General features: G+C 60.8%; 19 protein-coding genes. 9 read left to right on the plus strand and 10 right to left on the minus strand.

From position 1 onward, the window contains the following. Positions 1 to 87 precede the first annotated feature (87 nt). The 5 genes from BV911_RS06355 to BV911_RS06375 all read left to right on the plus strand — a co-directional run bounded on the left by BV911_RS06355 (position 88) and on the right by BV911_RS06375 (position 5,401). Positions 88 to 681, plus strand: coding sequence for a polysaccharide biosynthesis/export family protein (locus BV911_RS06355; protein ID WP_086052755.1), 594 nt, complete (start codon positions 88 to 90; stop codon positions 679 to 681). 12 nt (positions 682 to 693) lie between these two features. Beyond that, positions 694 to 2,082, plus strand: coding sequence for a hypothetical protein (locus tag BV911_RS06360; protein ID WP_139840044.1), 1,389 nt, complete (start codon positions 694 to 696; stop codon positions 2,080 to 2,082). 181 nt (positions 2,083 to 2,263) lie between these two features. Further along, on the plus strand, positions 2,264 to 3,802 hold the full coding sequence (gene xrtD, locus BV911_RS06365) for a VPLPA-CTERM-specific exosortase XrtD (protein WP_240512168.1): 1,539 nt from the start codon (positions 2,264 to 2,266) through the stop codon (positions 3,800 to 3,802). Between the two features lie 160 nt (positions 3,803 to 3,962). Next, a complete protein-coding gene (locus tag BV911_RS06370; protein ID WP_205963808.1) occupies positions 3,963 to 4,595 on the plus strand; it encodes a rhomboid family intramembrane serine protease in 633 nt (210 codons plus the stop codon). After that, a complete protein-coding gene (locus BV911_RS06375) occupies positions 4,592 to 5,401 on the plus strand; it encodes a metallophosphoesterase family protein (protein ID WP_086052759.1) in 810 nt (269 codons plus the stop codon). The genes BV911_RS06370 and BV911_RS06375 overlap by 4 nt, the downstream gene beginning before the upstream one ends. Before the next feature lie 7 nt (positions 5,402 to 5,408). Here the strand turns inward: BV911_RS06375 and BV911_RS06380 are convergent, their stop codons facing one another. Continuing rightward, positions 5,409 to 6,836 (minus strand): FAD-binding oxidoreductase, encoded by a 1,428-nt coding sequence (locus BV911_RS06380; RefSeq protein WP_086052760.1) that lies wholly within the window; start codon positions 6,834 to 6,836, stop codon positions 5,409 to 5,411. A 237-nt stretch (positions 6,837 to 7,073) separates the two neighbouring features. Here BV911_RS06380 and BV911_RS06385 point away from each other — a divergent pair, with 237 nt between their 5' ends. After that, positions 7,074 to 7,916 carry an SHOCT domain-containing protein gene (locus BV911_RS06385; RefSeq protein WP_086052761.1) on the plus strand — a complete coding sequence of 281 codons (843 nt, stop codon included), beginning with the start codon at positions 7,074 to 7,076 and terminating at the stop codon, positions 7,914 to 7,916. 18 nt (positions 7,917 to 7,934) lie between these two features. On the opposite strand, the gene BV911_RS06390 is transcribed toward BV911_RS06385, so the two are convergent. Next, on the minus strand, positions 7,935 to 10,853 hold the full coding sequence (locus BV911_RS06390) for an error-prone DNA polymerase (RefSeq protein WP_086052787.1): 2,919 nt from the start codon (positions 10,851 to 10,853) through the stop codon (positions 7,935 to 7,937). Between the two features lie 102 nt (positions 10,854 to 10,955). Further along, positions 10,956 to 12,221 carry a glycerate kinase gene (locus BV911_RS06395; RefSeq protein ID WP_086052762.1) on the minus strand — a complete coding sequence of 422 codons (1,266 nt, stop codon included), beginning with the start codon at positions 12,219 to 12,221 and terminating at the stop codon, positions 10,956 to 10,958. Positions 12,222 to 12,342: 121 nt separating this feature from the next. Between BV911_RS06395 and BV911_RS06400 the strand changes: the two genes are divergently transcribed. After that, positions 12,343 to 13,554: an amino acid aminotransferase gene (locus tag BV911_RS06400; RefSeq protein ID WP_086052763.1), complete on the plus strand. Its 1,212-nt coding sequence runs from the start codon at positions 12,343 to 12,345 to the stop codon at positions 13,552 to 13,554. Between the two features lie 187 nt (positions 13,555 to 13,741). Continuing rightward, complete coding sequence (locus BV911_RS06405; protein ID WP_086052764.1) at positions 13,742 to 14,341, plus strand: thymidine kinase; 600 nt, start codon at positions 13,742 to 13,744, stop codon at positions 14,339 to 14,341. On the opposite strand, the gene BV911_RS06410 is transcribed toward BV911_RS06405, so the two are convergent. The 7 genes from BV911_RS06410 to pyk all read right to left on the minus strand — a co-directional run bounded on the left by BV911_RS06410 (position 14,335) and on the right by pyk (position 19,660). Further along, positions 14,335 to 14,673, minus strand: coding sequence for a tRNA-binding protein (locus BV911_RS06410; RefSeq protein ID WP_086052765.1), 339 nt, complete (start codon positions 14,671 to 14,673; stop codon positions 14,335 to 14,337). The genes BV911_RS06405 and BV911_RS06410 overlap by 7 nt on opposite strands. Then, on the minus strand, positions 14,670 to 15,482 hold the full coding sequence (proC, locus tag BV911_RS06415) for a pyrroline-5-carboxylate reductase (RefSeq protein WP_086052766.1): 813 nt from the start codon (positions 15,480 to 15,482) through the stop codon (positions 14,670 to 14,672). Before proC ends, BV911_RS06410 begins: the two co-directional genes overlap by 4 nt. 48 nt (positions 15,483 to 15,530) lie before the next feature. Beyond that, positions 15,531 to 16,028 (minus strand): YbjN domain-containing protein, encoded by a 498-nt coding sequence (locus BV911_RS06420; protein ID WP_086052767.1) that lies wholly within the window; start codon positions 16,026 to 16,028, stop codon positions 15,531 to 15,533. Between the two features lie 289 nt (positions 16,029 to 16,317). Beyond that, complete coding sequence (locus BV911_RS06425) at positions 16,318 to 17,277, minus strand: hypothetical protein (protein WP_086052768.1); 960 nt, start codon at positions 17,275 to 17,277, stop codon at positions 16,318 to 16,320. A 162-nt stretch (positions 17,278 to 17,439) separates the two neighbouring features. Further along, entirely contained in the window at positions 17,440 to 17,802 is a 363-nt protein-coding gene (gene rplT / locus BV911_RS06430) for a 50S ribosomal protein L20 (protein WP_086052769.1), read from the minus strand. A gap of 12 nt (positions 17,803 to 17,814) precedes the next feature. Then, positions 17,815 to 18,015 carry a 50S ribosomal protein L35 gene (rpmI, locus tag BV911_RS06435; RefSeq protein WP_086052770.1) on the minus strand — a complete coding sequence of 67 codons (201 nt, stop codon included), beginning with the start codon at positions 18,013 to 18,015 and terminating at the stop codon, positions 17,815 to 17,817. A 199-nt stretch (positions 18,016 to 18,214) separates the two neighbouring features. Beyond that, positions 18,215 to 19,660 carry a pyruvate kinase gene (gene pyk, locus BV911_RS06440; protein WP_086052771.1) on the minus strand — a complete coding sequence of 482 codons (1,446 nt, stop codon included), beginning with the start codon at positions 19,658 to 19,660 and terminating at the stop codon, positions 18,215 to 18,217. Positions 19,661 to 19,957: 297 nt separating this feature from the next. On the opposite strand from pyk, the gene BV911_RS06445 reads away from it, so the two are divergent. After that, the gene (locus BV911_RS06445) at positions 19,958 to 20,257 is read left to right on the plus strand and encodes a DUF1244 domain-containing protein (protein ID WP_086052788.1); all 300 of its coding nucleotides are present in this window, start codon (positions 19,958 to 19,960) and stop codon (positions 20,255 to 20,257) included. Positions 20,258 to 20,316 lie beyond the last annotated feature (59 nt).

Below are 20,316 nucleotides of genomic sequence, written 5' to 3' on the forward strand. Positions count from 1 at the left end.
CAAAGGGCTTCTACATTAGGCCATCTAACCGTAGCATCACGTCAGCTTGCCGTCACAAGGCACTGAATTTCTGAGAGGCACAGGACTATGCGACTACTGTTTGGACTACTGGCTTTCATTCTTTTCGCGTCTCCCGGCGTTGCTCAGAATTATAACCTTCAACAAGGCGATGTTCTGTCTGTGGAAGTCCTTGAGGATCCCAGTCTGAACCGGAATGTCATGGTTCTGCCGGATGGCTCGATCACGTTCCCATTCGTGGGGACACTGAACGCCGAAGGGCGCAGCATCCGTCAGGTCGAATCCAGCTTAAAATCCGCGCTGGCCCCGAATTTTGCATCCGCACCGACCGTATTCGTTTCGGTTGCGTCGCTCGCACAAGCCGCGGCGGGTCAGACCGGTCCGACGATCACGATTTATGTGGTCGGACAGGTCAACAATCCCGGACCGGTTCAGGTTACCTCCGGAGTAAATTTCCTTCAGGCTCTGGCCTCAACCGGTGGCTTCAACCAATTCGCGGCAACCAAACGGGTTCAGTTGCGCCGCACGGATCCCTCCACGGGCCAAGAGGCCGTATTCCTGTTCAACCTTAAAAAGGTTGGAGACGGCGCCGCAATCAGCGGAAATACCACCATGCGTGATGGCGACATCATCTTCGTTCCGGAACGACGGTTGTTCGAATAACAGGCTGATAACGTGGCAAGAATATTTCCAACAGTCATTCTGACTTGTGGTGGGTTGTGCCTATCACTGGTCAGCCACGCGGTCGCGCAAACTGTATCGGGCCAAACCGCGCGAACAACGGCACGCATCGTCACCGACCTTGAGGCGAACGACAACTACGACCTCAGTCCGACGTCTCCCGGGAATTCGTTTCTGTGGAACACCACGGTCGGGGCCAGCCTGAACAGCCGGACTCTCACCGACACGCTGTTTCTGGATGCTCAGGGCACGGCACGTGTGGCGGACCTGCCCGGTCAAGGAACAGAAACCTTATTTGATGATCCCCGGCTGACCCTTCGGTTTACCAGAGCGACCGATGACAGTTCGCTCTATTTCAACCTCGCGCTCCGTCGGTATGATCTGGATTTCTTCGATCCGTTGGGAGATTTGAACCCCGACGGCACGTTTGACGACTCCAATTCCGATGGGAATGTCGAAACTGTGCGATCGACCTTTGGCGGCTTCATCAATCAAAACGGGCCGCTCAGCTTCAAATTTGATGGTCTCTTGTTTCAGCGGAAATATTACGACCTATCGGGTTCTTCCACCGAATCGAACGACAATCTGGAAGAAGGTTTTTTGAACGGCGAATTCGGAGTTTTGATCAGCCCCATCCTGCGCTGGACGTTTGGCGGCGGCTATGACGTTCAAGACGTCGGGGACAGCGTCGATACGCATCGAACCCGTAAGACGTTGGATACGGGCTTTGATGGAAGCATCAATCCGGCATTGGATGTGTCCGTTCGACTGGGCTATTCTGAGGTTCTGACCGAAAAGACCACTGGGGATGAGACGGCCTCTGGTGTTGTTGGACGGGTTGATTTCACCAGAACAGTCCCCGACGGCGAGCACCGCTTCGGGTTTTCCTCGCGCGTTGACGAAAATGGCGAGCGCTATGATGTAACCTATGGCAGGTCCAGACAATTGCTGGGCGGCGCGTTGTCCTACAATCTCGGCGCGTCCTCAAACGCCGATACCAACGTCCGGGCCATCGGCAATATCGATTATACCTATCTGTTGCCGCGATCGCAGATCGGGATGAATATCGTTCAAAACACGACCGTTGATGATGAAGGCGAAAATATCATCGTCTCTCGGGCAGCGATTGACTACAGTTACCTTGTAACGCCCCTGTCATCGTTCGACCTGAGCCTCAATGCCGGTCTGACCCGCTATGACGCTGACGACCAGCCCGATGAAAGCCGAGTCAATCTGACCGCGCAGTATACCCGTGTCTTGACCCCAGATTGGTCAGGTTTTGCAGGCTACCGACACCAGATGAAAGACTACGACACATCGTCAGAGGCGAATTCTAATGCAGTCTTCATCGGCCTAAGGCGTGATTTCGCATCGATTCGTTAAGAGCTGTGCGCTAAAAGATCCGCGAAGTGCGCCCAGTTCACAAAGTCTTTGGGTGCCGCGGAAGGGAACGTAGTATATCTTGCTCCCAGTCCGGAATTGTTTTTAAGCGAGTGAGCCTTTGATGTACGCACAAACCCCGTCTCGACCGACAGGATTTTCAATCGCAGGACGTCCGGTCGATTTGGCCGGCCTTCTTTTGTTCGTACTTTTGCTTGCGGTTTCGATCCCGATCTTCTGGCTCGGCTTCGCTGACCTTGCGCGCGCGTGGGCCACTCCGGAATATAGTCACGGCCCGCTGATTCCCGTCATTTCCATGTATCTGTTCCTACGGGAATTGCGCAAAGCCCCCTTGGATACCGGCGGCCCAGTCAACCGGTGGCCCGGCATAGCGATCGTCGCATTCGGAATGGCGATCGCGGCCTTCGGCAATGTGGTCCGAATCGGTGACATCGTAGCCTACGCCTTCATCATCTGGGTGATGGGCGTTGTGCTTGTGTGTTTCGGTTGGCAGCGCGGCAAAACCCATTGGGCGCCAGTACTGCATCTAATTTTCATGCTCCCATTGCCGCAAGCCGTTTACTGGCAATTGTCGATATTTCTCCAGGGCATCTCGTCAGAATTGGGCGTTTGGTTCGTCAAATTGGCCGGCGTGACCGTTGTCCTAGAAGGCAATATCATCGATCTCGGGGTCTACAAACTTCAGGTCGCTGAAGCCTGTTCCGGATTGCGCTATTTGTTCCCCATCCTGTCCTTCTCATATCTGTTCTCGATCCTTTATCGCGGCCCGTTCTGGCACAAGGCGGTCCTGCTACTGTCCGCGGCACCGCTGACCGTCTTGATGAATTCCTTCCGCATCGGCATGATCGGTGTCTTGGTGAATTACTACGGCATTGAGCAGGCTGAGGGATTTCTGCACTTCTTCGAAGGGTGGGTCATCTTCCTGACCTGTGTCGGTCTTTTGTTCGGATTGGCCATCGCGCTGCAGCGTTTAACGCCCAATCCGAAACCGCTCAGCGAAGCCATTGACCTCGACATGGACCGGTTGGGGGCGATGTTCTCGCGCATTCTGACCATTCATCCGTCGAAAGGTCTGATGGCAGCAACAGTGGTCACGGCTGCAGTTTCGCTTGGCTGGTTTCTGACCCCGAAACCCGACGTAACCCTCCCGGATCGAAGCCCCTTTATGCTGTTCCCACGGGAAATCGACGGCCGGTTCGCGTCATTTGAATCTCTGACTCCCAGCGTCGCCAAAGTGTTGGGTGCCGATGATTATGTTTCTGCCACCTATTCAGGGCAAGACGAGGCTCCGGTCAACATCTTCGTCGCCTATTACGAGAACCAAAGCGAAGGCAGCGGAATCCATTCGCCCGAGGTTTGCTTGCCGGTCGGCGGCTGGGAAGTTTTCAGTATTGACCCCTATGAAGTCGATATGAGCAACACAGTGTACGGGGTGTTCGACGTCAATCGCGCCGTAATTCAAAAGGGACTGAGCAAACAACTGGTCTATTATTGGTTCGAGCAACGGGGCCGCCGCATGACCAATGACTTCCATGCCAAAATCATGGTGTTGTATGACAGCTGGGCCCGTGGCCGGATGGACGGGGCAATGGTCCGCTTCGTAAGCCCGATCATCGACGGAGACGAAGCCGCTGCGGACCTCAGGATGCAAGAGTTCATGCGTCATGCCCTTCAGGCGTTGCCGCGGTATGTACCCGAGTAACGCCGCGCTCCCCCGCGCTAGCATGGCAACCCACTTTTCATCCGCCATGGTCGCCTGCTAAGCTGGGATGGAGACTGATCAACGAAAGGGTCGCGCAGTGCGTCAACCCCATCACCTCGGGAGGATCCCGCTTACGGTTCTCGCCCTGATTGTGGCAAACGTGAGTGTGGAGTTGGTGTTGATCCTTTCGGATCACCGGTGGATAGGCCCACCGGGCTTGCGCCGTTGGGCCTATGATGTCGGGGCATTCTGGCTTGCGCTGTTAAATGGTGCCGCGCCGGAATTTCATGGTCAATCTGTGACGATGTTTGTCACCTATGCCTTTCTGCATGGCGGCGCCCTACATCTGCTGGTCAACATGATCGCCCTATTCAGTCTTGGAAACGCAATCGTTCGCCGCATCGGACAAAAGCGTTTTCTTGTGGCCTATGCTGTCTCCACCGTCGGCGGATCGATCGGCTTCGCTCTGCTTTCGACCATGACCCGGCCGATGGTCGGGGCTTCAGGGGCCTTGTTCGGGTTGATGGGAATCTGGGTTTGCTGGGATTTTCTGGATCGCAAACATTATGGCGAAAGCCTTTGGGCAACCGGACGGGCACTGACCTTTCTGATCCTGTATAATGTCGTGTTTTTCGTTCTACTTTCCGGACAGTTGGCTTGGGAAACCCATCTCGGTGGCTTTGTCGCGGGCTGGTTGTTGGCGATCTACTGGGGGCGCGATGTGCATTTGCAGGGCCGCCGGCGTATGGCACGAACCGCCAAGCCCGGAACCAACCGCCGGCAGGCCGGATGACGCCGTTGACTGCCGCGTTTCGCTGGATTCTTGATCGCTTCACGTCCCGACCCACAGAACCATTGGCCGGGTCAGATCCGCAACCCGACCGGCCCCTCTATGTGGTCGGGGATATTCATGGCCGGGAGGACCTGCTTGACGCTGTGCTGCGGCTGATCACCCGGGATGCAGTCAAGGCCGGCTGCGGATCGCAAGCCGATTTGGTGTTCGTCGGTGATTATATTGACCGTGGTCCTGACAGCCGGAACGTGGTGACGCGGCTGATGGGCCTTACAAAAGAAACAGGTATGACCGTCACTTGCCTGATGGGCAATCACGAAGCCATGTGCCTCGCTTTTCTAGCGGAACAAGAAGAGTCCGGCAGTCTCTGGCTGTCGAATGGCGGACGCGAAACTTTACAAAGCTATGGCGTATTCGTGCCGTTGCGCCTGCCGGACGCGGCTGCGCAGAACGCCCTGCGCAAGTTGGCGCGCCGGGCGATTCCCACGGCGCATCTCGACTGGCTGCGGTCACTGCCGACACTCTGGACCAGCGGTGACGTCGTGGTTGTCCATGCCGCGTTCGACCCCGATCAGACGCGAGAGGACCAACGCCAAGACACCCTGATCTGGGGCCGGTCCGCCAAGTTTCTGAAGACCCGCCGCGACAGCGGCCCATGGGTCGTCCACGGTCACACCATCACCCGGCCACTGGCCGTGCATGGACGCCGCATTCCGGTGGATGGCGGCGCCTATGCCTTTGACGTGCTTTCGGCGGCAGTGTTGGTGCCCGGCTGTCCAGTACGCTATCTCAGCACCGCCGATTGAGGCCGGGTCAGTCGGCGTCCGCTGCAATAACGTCGAAGATCTTACCGGGGTTCATGATCCCCTTCGGATCGACCGCGCGTTTGATCGCCCGCATCATGGCGACAGCCGGATCGCCAAGTTCGCTTGCCAGATATTTGGCCTTGCCTTGCCCGATCCCATGCTCGCCCGTGCAGGTGCCATCCAGTGAGATCGCAAGCTCGCTGAGCCAGCTCATGAAGGCCTGCGCCTGTGCCACCTCTTCTGCATCATCCTTATCGATTTGAAGCAGAATATGGAAATTTCCGTCGCCCACATGGCCCAGCATCGGCGCAACCATTCCCAAAGATTCTGCCCGTTCGCGCGCCTGCGTCACGCAGCTTGCCAGCGCTGATACCGGCACACAGACATCTGTCGACATGGATTGCAGCCCCGGGCGCAGGCTGTGCGTCGCCCAATAGGCATCGTGCCGGGCCTGCCATAGACGGCCGCGTTCTTCGGCATCGGTGGTCCAGCGAAAACCTGTGGCACCGAACTCTTCCGCGATCTCGCCAAATGCGGCCGCTTGCTCGGCCACGCTGGCTTCCGACCCATGGAACTCCAGCAGCAGCAGAGGCATTTCTGGCAGGTCCAGCTTGGAATAGCCGTTGACGGCCCGGACGGTCAGGGCATCCAGAAACTCCATCCGTGCGACCGGGATGCCCATTTGGGTGGTGGCAATCACCGCATCGCACACGTCCTGAACCGATGAAAAGCTGCACACTGCCGATGAGATCGCTTCGGGGATGCCGTGCAATCGCAGGGTCAATTCGGTGATCAAACCCAGTGTCCCCTCGGCACCGACCATCAATCGGGTCAGGTCATACCCGGCCGAGGATTTCCGCGCCCGCCGTGCCGTCGTCACGATCTGGCCATCGGGCAGCACTGCGGTCAGCCCCAGCACCAGATCTTTCATCGTGCCATAGCGCACTGCATTTGTGCCCGACGCCCGGGTCGAAGCCATACCACCCAAAGAGGCATCCGCCCCCGGATCGACCGGAAAGAACAATCCGGTATCGCGCAAATGCTGGTTCAATTGCTTGCGGGTCACGCCGGGCTGAACCCGGCAATCCAGATCTTCGGCATGGACGTCAAGAATCGCCGCCATGTCGCGAAAATCCACCGAAATACCCCCAAAGGGCGCATTCACATGCCCCTCCAAAGAGGTTCCAGCCCCAAACCCAATGACCGGTACAGCATGGGCGGCGCACACCTGGACGATCTGCTGCACCTCTTCGGTACTGGCCGGATAGATCACAGCATCGGGCAACTGCGGCGCAAGCCACGTGGTCGTGTGGGCATGCTGCTCACGCAACGCCCGGCCAGTTTGAAGCCGATCACCGAACAGCGCCCCGAGCGCCGCAATTGTTTCGGCCACAGCTGCCGGGCTGGGTCGTTGGAGATTAGAATGCTCGGTCATTTCGATCGTTAATCCTTTAGATGCGTCGGTAAGCGGCGGCGACAGTGATCGGCGCAGGATTTGTGGCCAATCCGCACCAATGGTGTAGTAGAATTGGCCCGCGTCTTCGCCGCTTCGGGTTTCGCCAGTAGCTCTTGTCCGCGTTTTATGGTCTATATGGCAGGTAACTGCCTCCAGAAAATGGTGGGCATACCGGCGCAGATCCACCGGCCTCCCACTTTGAAAGATACAAATACAATGCAGAATCTGACACCTCAAGGTCAGCAGATCGTTTCGGACGTTGCCTCCCGTTATGGCGTCAGCACCGATGCGGTCTCGACCCTTCTTTCGGCGATCAATGCCGGATATGGCACCCAAGCGCAGTTCAACCATTTCGAATTGGGCGGCATGGGCCAGTGGTCACAAGGCGGCATGATCATGATCGGGGACATGTTCAACAACGGCTTGAAGAACATGGTCAGCAACATGTGCAATGAACTGTCCCAAGCGCTGGCCAACAACCAGATGTACCAGCCCGCACCGCAACCGGCGCCGTTTCAGCCCCAATCCAGCCAGTCGCAAAGCCAATCCAACGGCTTTGGCAGCAGTTTCTCGACCTCTGGCGGGATGCAAGGCGGATCAAGCTGGCCGGCCGAGCTTGGCCAGCCCTCGTCCAGCGGATCGCAGAACAACCTGCGCTATGCGGTGTTCCCCAGCACCCGGCGACTGGCGATCGACAATAACGGCACGGTCACGGTTTATGACATTGGCGACCACAATATCGGCGGGTTTTCACAACAGCAGGGCGGTGATCAGTCGATCACCTTTACCAGCCAGTATGGCTTGGTGCGCGTTGCCGATCTGCCGGTTGTCACGCTGGGCCAAGGCAAGACCGAGCCTGCCCCCCAACAGCAACCGGTTCAGCAGCAGCCTGAGCCGCAGCAACCAGCACCGCAAAATCCCGCTGCCGCACCATCCAATGGCGGCAACAGCGATGAGATCTTCGGGCTGATCGAAAAGCTGTCCAGCCTGCATGCCAATGGCATCCTGACCCAAGCTGAGTACGAGACCAAGAAGGCAGAGCTTTTGGGCCGTCTTTAACGCAGGCAGTGGTGGGCCTTAGTCTGGGCCCACCATCACCGCTGGCATCCCCGGCGTCAGCCGGGACCGCAGCAATGCCACCGGATGGGCGCGCAGGGTCAGGCGCATGGCGACGTAATCTTCCACCACCTCTTCGCCGGGCGTCATCTCTGGCAGGTTCGCGGCCGGTTCCAGCCCGCCCTCGCCATCCAAATCCCCGGCAAACAACGGCAACGGCTTCACGGCGGTAATCGCCCGCGCCGCCCACAGGGCTTGCCGACGGGTCAGCCCCAGCGACGCGAAGGCATCCGCCTCGGCAAGCGCCGCAATCTGGGCCGGTGCAGTTCCGGCCCGCCGCCAGACATCGTCCACCTTACGGTAGCCATTGCCGCGCGCGCCGGTGATCCAAGTGGCCTCATCTTCGCGCAGCGCCTTGATCTGCCGAAAGCCCAGCCGCAGGGCCAGTCCGCCATTCCCGTCCGGTTCCATCACATTGTCCCAATAGCTGGCATTGATGCAGACCGGGCGCACCACGACGCCGTGGAACCGGGCATCGCGTACGATCTGGGCTGGGGCGTAAAAGCCCATCGGTTGCGCGTTCAGCAAGGCGCAGGCGAAAATGCCCGGGTGGTGGCATTTCAACCAAGCCGAGGCATAGACCAGCAGCGCGAAACTGGCGGCGTGGGATTCGGGGAACCCATAACTGCCAAAGCCTTCGATCTGCCCGAAGCAGCGTTCGGCAAAGTCTAGGGCATAGCCATTTTTGGCCATTCCAGTCAGAAATCGGGTTTTGAAATCCGACACATTGCCGTGCTTTTTGAAGGTGGCCAGCGCCCGGCGCAGACGGTCGGCCTCGTCCGGGGTGAAGCCCGCGCCGATGATGGCGATCTGCATCGCCTGTTCCTGAAACAGCGGCACCCCAAGCGTCTTCCCCAGCACCGCCCCCAGCGCGTCTGACGGGAACTGCACCGCTTCTTCGCCATTGCGGCGGCGCAGATAGGGATGCACCATGTCGCCCTGAATCGGGCCGGGGCGGATGATCGCCACCTCGATCACCAGATCGTAAAAGCTGCGCGGTCGCATCCGGGGCAGAAAATTCAACTGCGCCCGACTTTCCACCTGAAACACCCCGATGGCATCAGCGGCACAGAGCATATCATAAACCGCCGGATCTTCGGGCGGGAGGGAGGCCAGACTGTACCGCGCCCCATGATGACGGGCGACCAGATCAAACGCCTTGCGAATGCAGCTGAGCATGCCAAGGGCCAAAATATCGACCTTGAGGATCCCCAGCGCGTCGATGTCATCCTTATCCCAGCAGATCACCGTGCGGTCATCCATGCTGGCATTTTCCACCGGAACCAGTTCATCCAACCGTCCCTCGGTGATGATGAACCCGCCAACATGCTGCGACAGGTGGCGGGGAAAGCCCTGAATTTCCTCGACCAGCGCCAAAGTCCGGACCAGCAGCGGATCGGCGGGGTCCAACCCGACCTCTTGCAACCGCTCGGGGCCGATGGCCCCGCCGCCCCAGCCCCAGATCTGGCTGGACAGGGTGCCAATGGTGTCCTCGGTCAAGCCCATGGCGCGGCCCACCTCGCGCACCGCACGCTTGCCGCGATAATGGATGACCGTGGCGCATAGCCCGGCCCGGTGGCGGCCATAGCGGGCATAAATATGCTGGATCACCTCTTCGCGGCGCTCGTGTTCGAAATCGACGTCGATATCGGGTGGCTCGTCCCGGGCCTCGGAGACGAAGCGTTCAAACACCATAGTGCCGATCTCGGGGCTGACACTGGTCACGCCAAGGCAATAGCAGACCACCGAATTGGCCGCCGAGCCGCGCCCCTGACAGAGGATACCGCGGGACCGGGCGAAGGCGACAATATCATGCACGGTCAGGAAATAGGGATCATAGCCCAGTCGCGAAATCAGGCTTAGCTCATGCGCCAGCATCGCCCGGACCCGGTCCGACGCCCCCGCAGGATAGCGCCAGCGCAGCCCGTCTTGCGCCAGCCGGGCCAGCCGCGCCGCGGCGGTTTCGCCGTCTGCGGTTTCGGACGGATACTCATAGCGCAGCTCGTCCAGAGAGAATTGGCACCGGGCCGCGATCTCGGCGGCGCGGTCCAGCGCCGCGCCGTGACCTGTCAGAATGGCGCGCAGTTCGCTGGCACTGCGCAGGCGTTGCTCGGCATTGGCCAGCGCGATCCGGCCCAGCTGGTCGACGCGCTGACCGGTGCGGATCGCGGTCAAGACATCGGCAAGACGGCGCCTGCGCGCATCATGCATGATCGGCGCGCCACTGGCGACCGGGGCAATGCCAAGCGACCGGGCCAGTTGCGCGATCGCCGTGAAGCGCGCCGGGTCCTGCCCATCATAGGCGGGCTGCATCAACAACGACACCTGCCCGGCAAAGCGGCGCGTCACCGCCTGCGCCTGTGGCCACCATCCCCCCGCGCCGCCTGTCGCATGCAGGATCTGTGGCGGATGAAGCAAAAGCTCGAGCCCCGACGCGTGCGCCATCAGATCCGCCAAACCAAGATCACACTGCCCTTTTGGCGCCCGCAGCCGCCCGAGGGACAACAGGCGGCACAGTTGCCCCCACGCCGCGCGGTCCTGCGGCAGCACTGTGACGCACAGCCCTTCGCGCAGGATCAGCCGCGCGGCGGGCAGCACCCGCGGCGCACAAGACAAGATCGGGCCGGGCCGGTGCGTCGACCCCGGCGGCAGCGGTGGCCCAATCGGCCCATCCCGCGCAATCACAGCCTGCCGTTCCGCCAGTTGGCGGCGAATCTCACGTGCAGCCACATGCGCCCGCACAATCCCCGCCACCGAATTTTCATCAGCGATGGCGACAGCCGTCATCCCCAGCTCTGCGGCCCGCGTCACATACTCTTCAGGATGGGACGCGCCGGTCAGAAAGGTGAAATTCGACGTGACATCAAGTTCGGCAAACATATGGGAACCCGGGTGCAGCAGCAGACACCCGAGCATATTCCCGTTTTGTTCTTATTTGGAGTCGTATTTGGGGGGTGCAAGCACCCCCCGGTCAGATCACCCTCAAGGCAGGATCAGGATCCCCCGGAAATCATTGACATTGGTCAGCGTCGGACCGGTCACCACTTGCCCGCCGACCGCGGCAAAAAAGCCGTGACTGTCATTGGCGGCCAGCGCGTCATTCGCCGACACCCCCGCAGCCGCCGCCTGCGCCAGCGTCTCTGGCCCGATCCACGCACCGGCCACCTCAGCCGCGCCATCGACCCCATCGGTATCCCCGGCAATCGCCCAAATCCCGTCGGCTCCGTTCAAACCAAGTGCCAGCGCCAGCGCATATTCCGCATTCGGACCGCCACTGCCATCGCCGCGCCGGGTCACGGTCAGTTCACCGCCCGACATCAGCAACACCGGCGCATCGCCCGGGCGCATCGCGGCCTTCCGCGCCAAGGCCGCGGCCGCATGTGCCTGCGCCACCTCGCGCGCCTCGCCTTCCAGATCGGACCCCATAGACACGACCTCGCATCCGGCGGCCTCAGCCGCCTCGGTCGCCGCATCCAGCGATTGCGCTGGCGCCGCCACCACCCGGTTCTCGACCCGGGACAGGCGCGCATCCCCCGGCGGGACCACCCCCGTCGAACCGGCCAGAACCTGCGTCACAGAGGCAGGAACGTCGAACGGCCACCGCGTCAGCACCGCCTGCGCCTCGGCCACGGTGCTGGCATCGCCCACTGTCGGCCCCGAGCCGATGAACGCCGGATCGTCCCCCGGCACATCCGAAATCATCAGCGCCAACATCCGCGCCGGATAGGCCGCTGCCGCCAATTGCCCGCCCTTCACCCGGCTCAGATGCTTGCGCAGCGTATTCATCCGGTCGATCGGCGCGCCGGAGGCCAGCAGACCGGCATTAACGGCGCGCTTTTCGTCCAAGGTGATGTCGCCGGCGGGCGCAACCAGCAAGGACGACGCCCCGCCAGAGATCAACGCCAGCACGAAAACGCTGTCGTCCAGCCCCTCCAGAAGCGTCAGCATCCGCGCTGTCGCCGCTGCACCGGCGGCATCCGGAACCGGATGCGCGGCTTCGACGATCTCAATCCCAACACAGGGCCGACCATAGCCATAGCGGGTGATCACCAGCCCCTCGCAAGGACCCCAGACCGCTTCCACCGCTTCTGCCATCCGCGCCGACGCCTTGCCCGCCCCGATCACAACCACGCGCCCCTCCGGTTTCGGCGGCAGGTGGTCGCTAAGGCTGCGCATGGGATCGGCCACTTCAACCGCTCGGTCGAACAGGCGGCGCAGGAACAGGGCGGGGTCTTCGGCAAAGGGCATGGCGGTCTTATCCGTGTGTCATGGCGGGTTTATAGAATCTCGCGATCTCTAACAGGGTTCTTGACGAATGTCGCGAGGCACAGCAAACCCGAACCAGACACAGCAAAAAGGACCGTGCCGCATGTTCTCGGAGATCAAGGCCCCAGAAGGCGACCGGCTGTTGGCGCTTATGCAAGCCTTCCGCGCCGATCCGAATCCACGGAAAGTCGATCTTGGTGTCGGCGTCTATATGGATGACAGCGGCACGGTCCCAATTCTTTCCAGCGTCAAGATCGCCGAGCAGCGCCTGTTGGAAACCGAGACCACCAAGACCTATGTGGGCCCGCTTGGTGACCCCACCTTCGCCGCGGCGGTGCAGGAGATGTTGCTTGGCGCGTCCAGTCCACTGCTGTCCAGCGGTCGCACCCGGACCATCCAGACCCCGGGCGGCAGCGGCGCGCTGCGGATCGCGGCCGATCTGATCCACGCCAATGCCCCCGACGCGACCATCTGGCTGAGCACGCCAACATGGATCAATCACGGCCCGATCCACGCCTCTGCTGGCAACCGCGCCCGGCCCTATCCCTATTTCAATCCTGCCGACGGGTCCTTGGATTTTGACGGCATGATGGCTTGCCTTGATGGCGACGCCCGCCCCGGCGACGTGGTGCTTCTGCATGCCTGTTGTCACAACCCCACCGGCCTTGATCTGGGCGATGACCACTGGCGCGAACTGACCGCGTTGATGGCGCGCAAAGCGCTGATACCGATGATCGACTGTGCCTATCAGGGCTTCGGGGCCGGTCTGGACGCCGATGTTGCCGGTCTGCGCCATATGGCCGAGGCCCTGCCCGAAGTGCTGATCGCCACATCCTATTCCAAGAACTTTGGCCTATACCGGGAACGCACCGGCGCCCTGACCCTGATCGCCAAGACCCCGGATCACGCCACTGCCGCAACAGCCGCCCTTGGCCCCATCGTGCGCACCAGCTATTCGATGCCGCCGTCGCACGGGGCGCAGATTGTGGCTCTGATTTGGACCGATCCGACATTGCGCCAGCAGTGGCTGGAAGAACTCGCCGGGATGCGCGACCGGATCGTCGGGTTGCGCCACAGGCTGCGGACGACGCTTGAACAGCACCAGATCGGTCGCGATTTCAGCTTCCTGACCTCGCAGCGCGGCATGTTCTCCTATACCGGCTTCACGCCCGACGACATCCAGACCCTGCGCGCGCGCCATGCCATCTATATCGCCAGCGATGGCCGGATCAGCATTCCGGGGGTCAATGACAGAAATATCGGCTATCTGTGCGAACAGATCGCCGCAGTGCTGTCCGCCGACAAGCCGCGCTAATTCAAGACAATTCAATGACAGTTCCCAGCGTTCGATTAACCCGTCACACACTTGCCCACGTTACATCTGATCCTGCCGAACATTCGGTGGGTAGCGAGTACCGGCGGCGCAACCGGTTCAGTGGGGGTTCGCTTGACAAAGCGGACCCCGTGTCCGCTGCCCCGGCCAATCCCGACAGTTATTAACCATGGCCAAGCTCTATTTTCACTACTCAACCATGAATGCCGGAAAATCCACCGCGCTTCTGCAAGCCGCCTATAACTACGAAGAACGGGGCATGGCGACCTGTCTGCTAACCGCTCAATTGGATGACCGGGCGGGCGCGCGGCGGATCGCATCGCGTATTGGCATCCATTCTGACGCCACCACCTTCAACGCCGAGGATGACCTGTACGCCACCATTGCCGACGCCCATGCCGAAACCCCGCGGGCCTGCGTCTTTCTGGACGAGGCGCAATTCCTAACCGAACCGCAGGTCTGGCAGCTTGCCCGGGTGGTCGATGATCTTGGCCTGCCCGTCATGTGTTACGGGCTGCGCGTCGATTTCCTTGGCAAGCTATTTCCGGGTTCGGCAGCCCTGCTGGCCCTGTCCGATGAACTGCGCGAGGTCCGCACCATTTGCTTCTGCGGCAAGCGCGCCACCATGGTGGTCCGCAACGACGCCGACGGCCACCCGGTCCGCGGCGGCGCACAAGTTCAGATCGGCGGCAACGAAACCTATGTGTCCCTATGCCGACGCCACTGGCGCGCCGCGATGGGCGACACGCCCGAAACCCCGGCTCAGTAAATCCGGCCGCCCAGCGGCACCTCCCGCTCAGGGGCTAACAGCACGACCTCGCCCGTTGCATCTGGAATGCCCAGCACCAGAACTTCGGACATCACCGGTCCGATCTGGCGCGGCGGGAAATTGACCACCGCCAACACCTGCCGCCCGACCAACATCTCTGGAGTATAGTTTGCGGTCAGCTGCGCCGAGCTTTTCTTGATCCCGATGTCATCGCCGAAATCGACCCACAGTTTATAGGCAGGTTTGCGCGCCTCGGGGAACGGGTCCGCCTGCCGGATGATCCCAACCCGAATATCCACCTTCAGGAAATCATCAAAGCTAATCGCCGTCATGATCCAAGCTCGCGTGAGCGGGCGGCAGCGGCCCGAATCGCGTCAGACATCACCGATCCCAGACCGCCCTCGGCCATGAGGACCGCCAATGCTGCGGCGGTGGTTCCCCCGGGACTGGTCACATTGATCCGAAGCTGCGCCGGATCCGCGTCCGCCGGTTCGGCCAGTTGTCCGGCGCCGCTGACAGTGGCCTTGGCCAAGGCCATGGCCAGATCGGCGGGCAACCCTTCCGCTTCGCCAGCGGCTGCCATCGCCTCGATCATGTGAAACACATAAGCGGGACCGGACCCCGACACAGCCGTCACCGCATCCATTTGGCCCTCATGGTCCAGCCGGACCACCTGCCCCACCGCGCCCAACAACGCCTCGGCCAAGTTGACCGCAGACGCATCGGCAGCGGCGTTGCCAATCAATGCCGTGATCCCTTTCGAAATCGCCGCCGGCGTGTTCGGCATCGCCCGCAGAATCGGCGTCCTGTCCCCCAGCATGGCCTCATATTGCGCAATCGGAACACCGGCGGCGACGGATAGGAAAATTGTCTCGCCATTGCCAAACGCGTGCAAACTGGGCAGTGCGTCCTGCATCATCTGCGGTTTTACGGCAATGACGACCAGCGCCGGGCGGTCTGGCAATGTTTGATTCAGACGCAAACCCGCAATCCCGCGCAGCCAGTCCGACGGATTGGGATCAACGATCCAAACGCTGGACGCATCAACGCCCTGTGCCAACCAGCCTGCCAGCATGGCAGACCCCATCTTCCCACAGCCGAGCAGAACCAGGCCCCGTGCGCTCAGATCGTCAAATGTCATGCAACCCTCTTGGAATGGCGCGACCAGATTTCGCCGCGCCGAACCAGATTAGGCGCGGCCATAGGCCTCTGCAATGGCGACTTGCAGCGCATCTGTCGGGGTACTGTTGCCCCAACCGACCAGTTGAAACGCCGGATAAAACCGTTCCGCTGAAGCCACTGCCGCCGCAATCATGGTATTGATCTGTTCCGGCGTCGCCCCTTGACCGCCGCTCAGAACCAGACCGTACCGGAACACCATAAGTTTTTGTTCGGCCCAGAAGGTAAAGGCGCCCGCCCAACACAAGTCGTTGGCATGGTTCAGCAATTCGTAAAGCTCGCCAACCCGGTCTTCTGGCGGGTCCATGTCGAAACTGGCAATCAACCGCAGGGTTTCATCATTGTCCGACCAGGCCAGAGTGATCGAATAGGTCCGCCACTGCCCTTCCACGATCATCGCGATCTGATTCTCTCCGACGCGATCGAAATCCCATGCGTTGTCCTCGGCCAGAGTTTCAACCATATCGATGGGGTGGAGGTCCTCGTTATAATGTTCAGATAGGGACATGACCGGCCTCGCTTGCTATCGCCCTAGCTGCGGATCCGCCCGCTAGGGCTTGGTGCCTGTTCTAGAAGCGGCGGGGGTTTTAGCGCCGCTTACAATATATGGTGTGGGTTTATCCAAACCCTGTAAAGACATATTTGTGTGACACCTCCGCGTTTGACCGATCCGAAGGCCTGCCCCATTCCGCCTTGGCAGAACTGCCCAAAAAGGCCGCAGCACCTGCATATCCTCAATGGTTGCACGAATGGGTCAACGGGACGTTAGCGCGCAGCCGTTTGACTGCCCTCGTCCGTCAGAAACTGGCCGCCAGCCCCAGAGAGTAGCCTTCCAGATACTCGCCCTTGGTATATCGGGCCACCAACCGCGTCGTGGTGACCCACGGCACCCATGTCTGCACCAGATCGATTTCCCCGCCCAGACCGATCTGCGCCAGCCAGTCGGTGTTCAGAACTTCGCCCTGATCCCCTGGCATATAGGACATGGAAGCTTCGGTCACGACCCGCACCGGTCTGTTGAACAGCCTCTTGCCGGTCGGGAACCGTTGCCGCGACCATAGCGTCAGGGTGCTGGCATCCGACGCGGTGCCAAGGTCCTTATCCCCCCCGATCGGTTCAAAATGCAGGTAGGTATAGCGCAGCGACATGTCGACCTCGTAATCATTCTCGAACCGCCGGTCATAATACAGGGCCAGTGAGGCGCCGCCGCCGCCCGCAGTGAAGCCGCCATCTTTCAGGCTGTTCACATCCACATCAATAAAATCGCCGATCTTTTTGGCGGCGACCGAGGTGTCGGTCTGGACCCGCCCCAACACGATATGCGCCAAGGGACGCAGAACCAGATAGGGCGACAGGTCGAACTCATACCCAATCCCACCGGTCGCGGCGACGCTGGTCCACTTCAATGGCAGGCGTGACGTCTGCCCCTGACCCTCTAAAACCAACACCGGATCATAGCGATTATAGCCGATATAGCCTTCCAGATAGACCGGCAGGTCGTCGCTCCAGCGAAAGCCGCCGCCCAATTGCGCCGCCACAAAATCCGCCTGGCGACCCGGGTTCGCACCAGTATCAAGGATAAGTGCACTGGCGGTTTCGGACGGAACCGCCGCAAACCCCATCACCGCCAAAGCCCCCTGCGAATAGCGTTTGACCGCGATCCCGAACAGATCATTCAGATCTCGCTCTGCCTGCACCGGGGCTGCCAACGCAAGCCCGGCAAAGACCACCATCGCACCCAGACGTGCTGCCCGCATCCGCTGTCCTCCGGAACTGTTGTTCCGACACGCTGACACATACGGGGCAGCGTCGCCAGTTGGCACAGCTTTGAGGGGGACAAGACGTGTCCGCCGCGCCACAACGAAAAACGCCGCCGGGTTTCCCCAACGGCGTTTGTCATCTCATCCAATGCGGTCGGATCAGGCCAGTGCGGCCTGCGCCTTAACAACAATCGCTTCGAACGCAGCAGGCTCGTGCACGGCCAGATCAGCCAGAACCTTGCGGTCGACTTCGATCCCTGCCAGCGACAGACCATTGATGAAGCGCGAGTATGTCAGGCTTTCATCGTGGCTGCGCACAGCGGCGTTGATCCGCTGGATCCACAATGCGCGGAAGTTGCGCTTGCGGTTCTTGCGGTCGCGTGTGGCGTATTGGTTTGCTTTATCCACAGCCTGAGTAGCGGTGCGGAAAGCGTTGGACCGGCGACCATAATAGCCTTTAGCGGCCTTGATCACCTTCTTGTGGCGGGCGTGGGTGGTCACACCCCCTTTTACGCGAGACATGGGCGGACCTCCTTAACGGTTGTAGGGCATGTAGCCCTTGACGATTTTCTCGTCAGCAGCGCAAAGCGTGGTCGTGCCACGGGCGTTGCGAATGAATTTCTTGTGGCGCTTGATCATGCCGTGGCGCTTACCCGCCTGGCCTGCAAGCACACGGCCAGTGGCCGTCATCTTGAAGCGCTTTTTGGCGCTCGATTTGGTCTTCATCTTGGGCATTTCCGGCTCCCTTTTTTTCGGTGCGATGCAAGTGAGACTCGGCATGCCACTTCGGCCGGCCCCACCCGTTAGGAACGCGCCATATACGGCGGCTAGGCGGTGGGCACAAGCGGAAATCGTGCCCTGCCGCACCGCAGAAATGACACGGGGCGGCGCCCCATCGGTGCGCCGCCCCGTTAAGGCAGGATCAGGGTCCGAATCAATCCGGGCCAGTACTGAAAATCTTGTCTTCCGAACACGGAGCAACCCGCAGAATATTGGTGGTGCCGGACTGGTTGAACGGCACACCGGCGGTCACGACGATGAAGTCGTCCGGCCCAGCGATGTCCATGGCCCGCGCGGCCCGTGCTGCATTGACCACCGCCATCTTAAAGCGATCGACTGTTTCGGTCTCGTAGCAGTTCATCCCCCAATAGAGGCATAGCTTGCGGGCAATCGCCTTGCTCGGCGTCAGCGCGATAATCGCCACAGCCGGACGCTCACGCGCCACCAATGCCGCCGTGCTGCCGGTCTGCGAGAAACAGCAGATCGCTTTGATCGGCGTGGTCTCTGCCAATTCGCGGGCGGCATGAACAATGCCGTCGGCCACGGTCGAACGGGGCACCGTCCGGCTGGCATCGATAACCGCGCGATAGTTCGGATCGCTTTCCACTTCGACGGCGACGTTGTTCATGGTGGTCACAGCTTCGACCGGGAACGATCCCGCTGCCGATTCTGCCGACAACATCACCGCATCTGCGCCCTCATAGATGGCCGTTGCCACGTCCGAAACTTCGGCCCGTGTGGGCATCGGGCTGTCGATCATGCTTTCCAGCATCTGGGTCGCAACGATGACCGGCTTGGCCGCGTGGCGGCACAGGCGAATCAGGCGCTTCTGAATCGGCGGCACGTTCTGAACCGGCAATTCCACGCCCAGATCGCCGCGCGCGACCATGATCCCGTCCGACACCGCAAGGATGCTCTCAAACGCTTTTACAGCGGCGGGCTTTTCAATCTTCGACAGAATCGCGGCCCGGCCCTTGGCCAGCTCGCGCGCTTCGGTGACATCCTCAGGACGCTGCACAAAGGACAGCGCCAGCCAATCCACGCCCAGTTCACAGACGAATTCCAGATCGCGACGGTCTTTGTCGGACAGGGCGGCCAGCGGCAGCACCACGTCCGGCACATTGACGCCCTTGCGGTTGGAAATCTCGCCGCCGGCAATCACTTTGCAATCTGCGAAATCGGGGCCGCAAGCGTCGACCTCCACCCGGATCTTGCCGTCATTGACCAGCAGGGTCGATCCCACTTCCAGCGCCTTGAAAATCTCAGGGTGCGGCAGGCGAACCCGGGTCGCGTCGCCCTCGGTCTCGTCCAGATCAAAGCGGAAGCTCTGACCGACGGTCAACATCTCAGAGCCGTTGGCAAACACGCCACAGCGCAGTTTTGGCCCCTGAAGGTCGGCAAGGATGGCGATCGGCCGTCCATAGTCTTTTTCAATCTTGCGGATGATCGCATGACGCGCGGCGATCTCGCTGTGATCGCCGTGGCTCATGTTCAGACGGAACACATCGGCTCCGGCCTCATAAAGCGCACTGATCATTTTATAGTCGTTCGACGCAGGCCCAAGTGTGGCCACGATCTTGATACTTCTGCTGCGGCGCATGGTGGCCCCCTGTTCAATTCGTCGGTTGATCGGCAGCGTTATTCGCGCCCACCCGTCTGTTAGCGATAACGCCCTAAGGGGCCGTCATCGCGTATTTTCGTCCGCCGGACAACTGGCGAATGAGCCGACGCACCGAAATGACGCGGGTTTCATACAGCAGCCTTCGGTGACAGAAATAAGACGGGATGGTCTCTGACACCGCCCATTCTACCCTATCGTGGAAACCATAAGATGCCTTCCGCATCCGTGCAAGCGCGCCTATATCTGGCGATCACCGCCCATATCGAGAGGCCCGCCATGGACGACCAAACCCGCCTAGAACTGGAAGCCGCCACCTTTCGCCGCCTGCGCGATCATCTGGCCGCCCGCACCGACGTTCAGAACATCGATCTGATGGCTTTGGCCGGGTTTTGCCGCAATTGCCTGAGCCGCTGGTATGGCGAGGCCGCCGCCGAACGCGATGTGCCGCTGAACAAAGACGCCGCCCGCGCCCTGATCTACGGCATGCCCTATGCCGAGTGGCGCGACCTCTACCAGACCGAAGCCACCGACGCGCAGAAGGCTGATTTCGCCAAGTCTGCGCCAAAGCACGACTGATCCGTCTGATCCGTCTGATCCGGGGCCATTCCGGCGCGTGACGCCGCGCCGGGGTGGCC

It is taken from the genome of Pseudoruegeria sp. SK021, from assembly GCF_002119405.1.
GTDB lineage: Bacteria > Pseudomonadota > Alphaproteobacteria > Rhodobacterales > Rhodobacteraceae > Meridianimarinicoccus.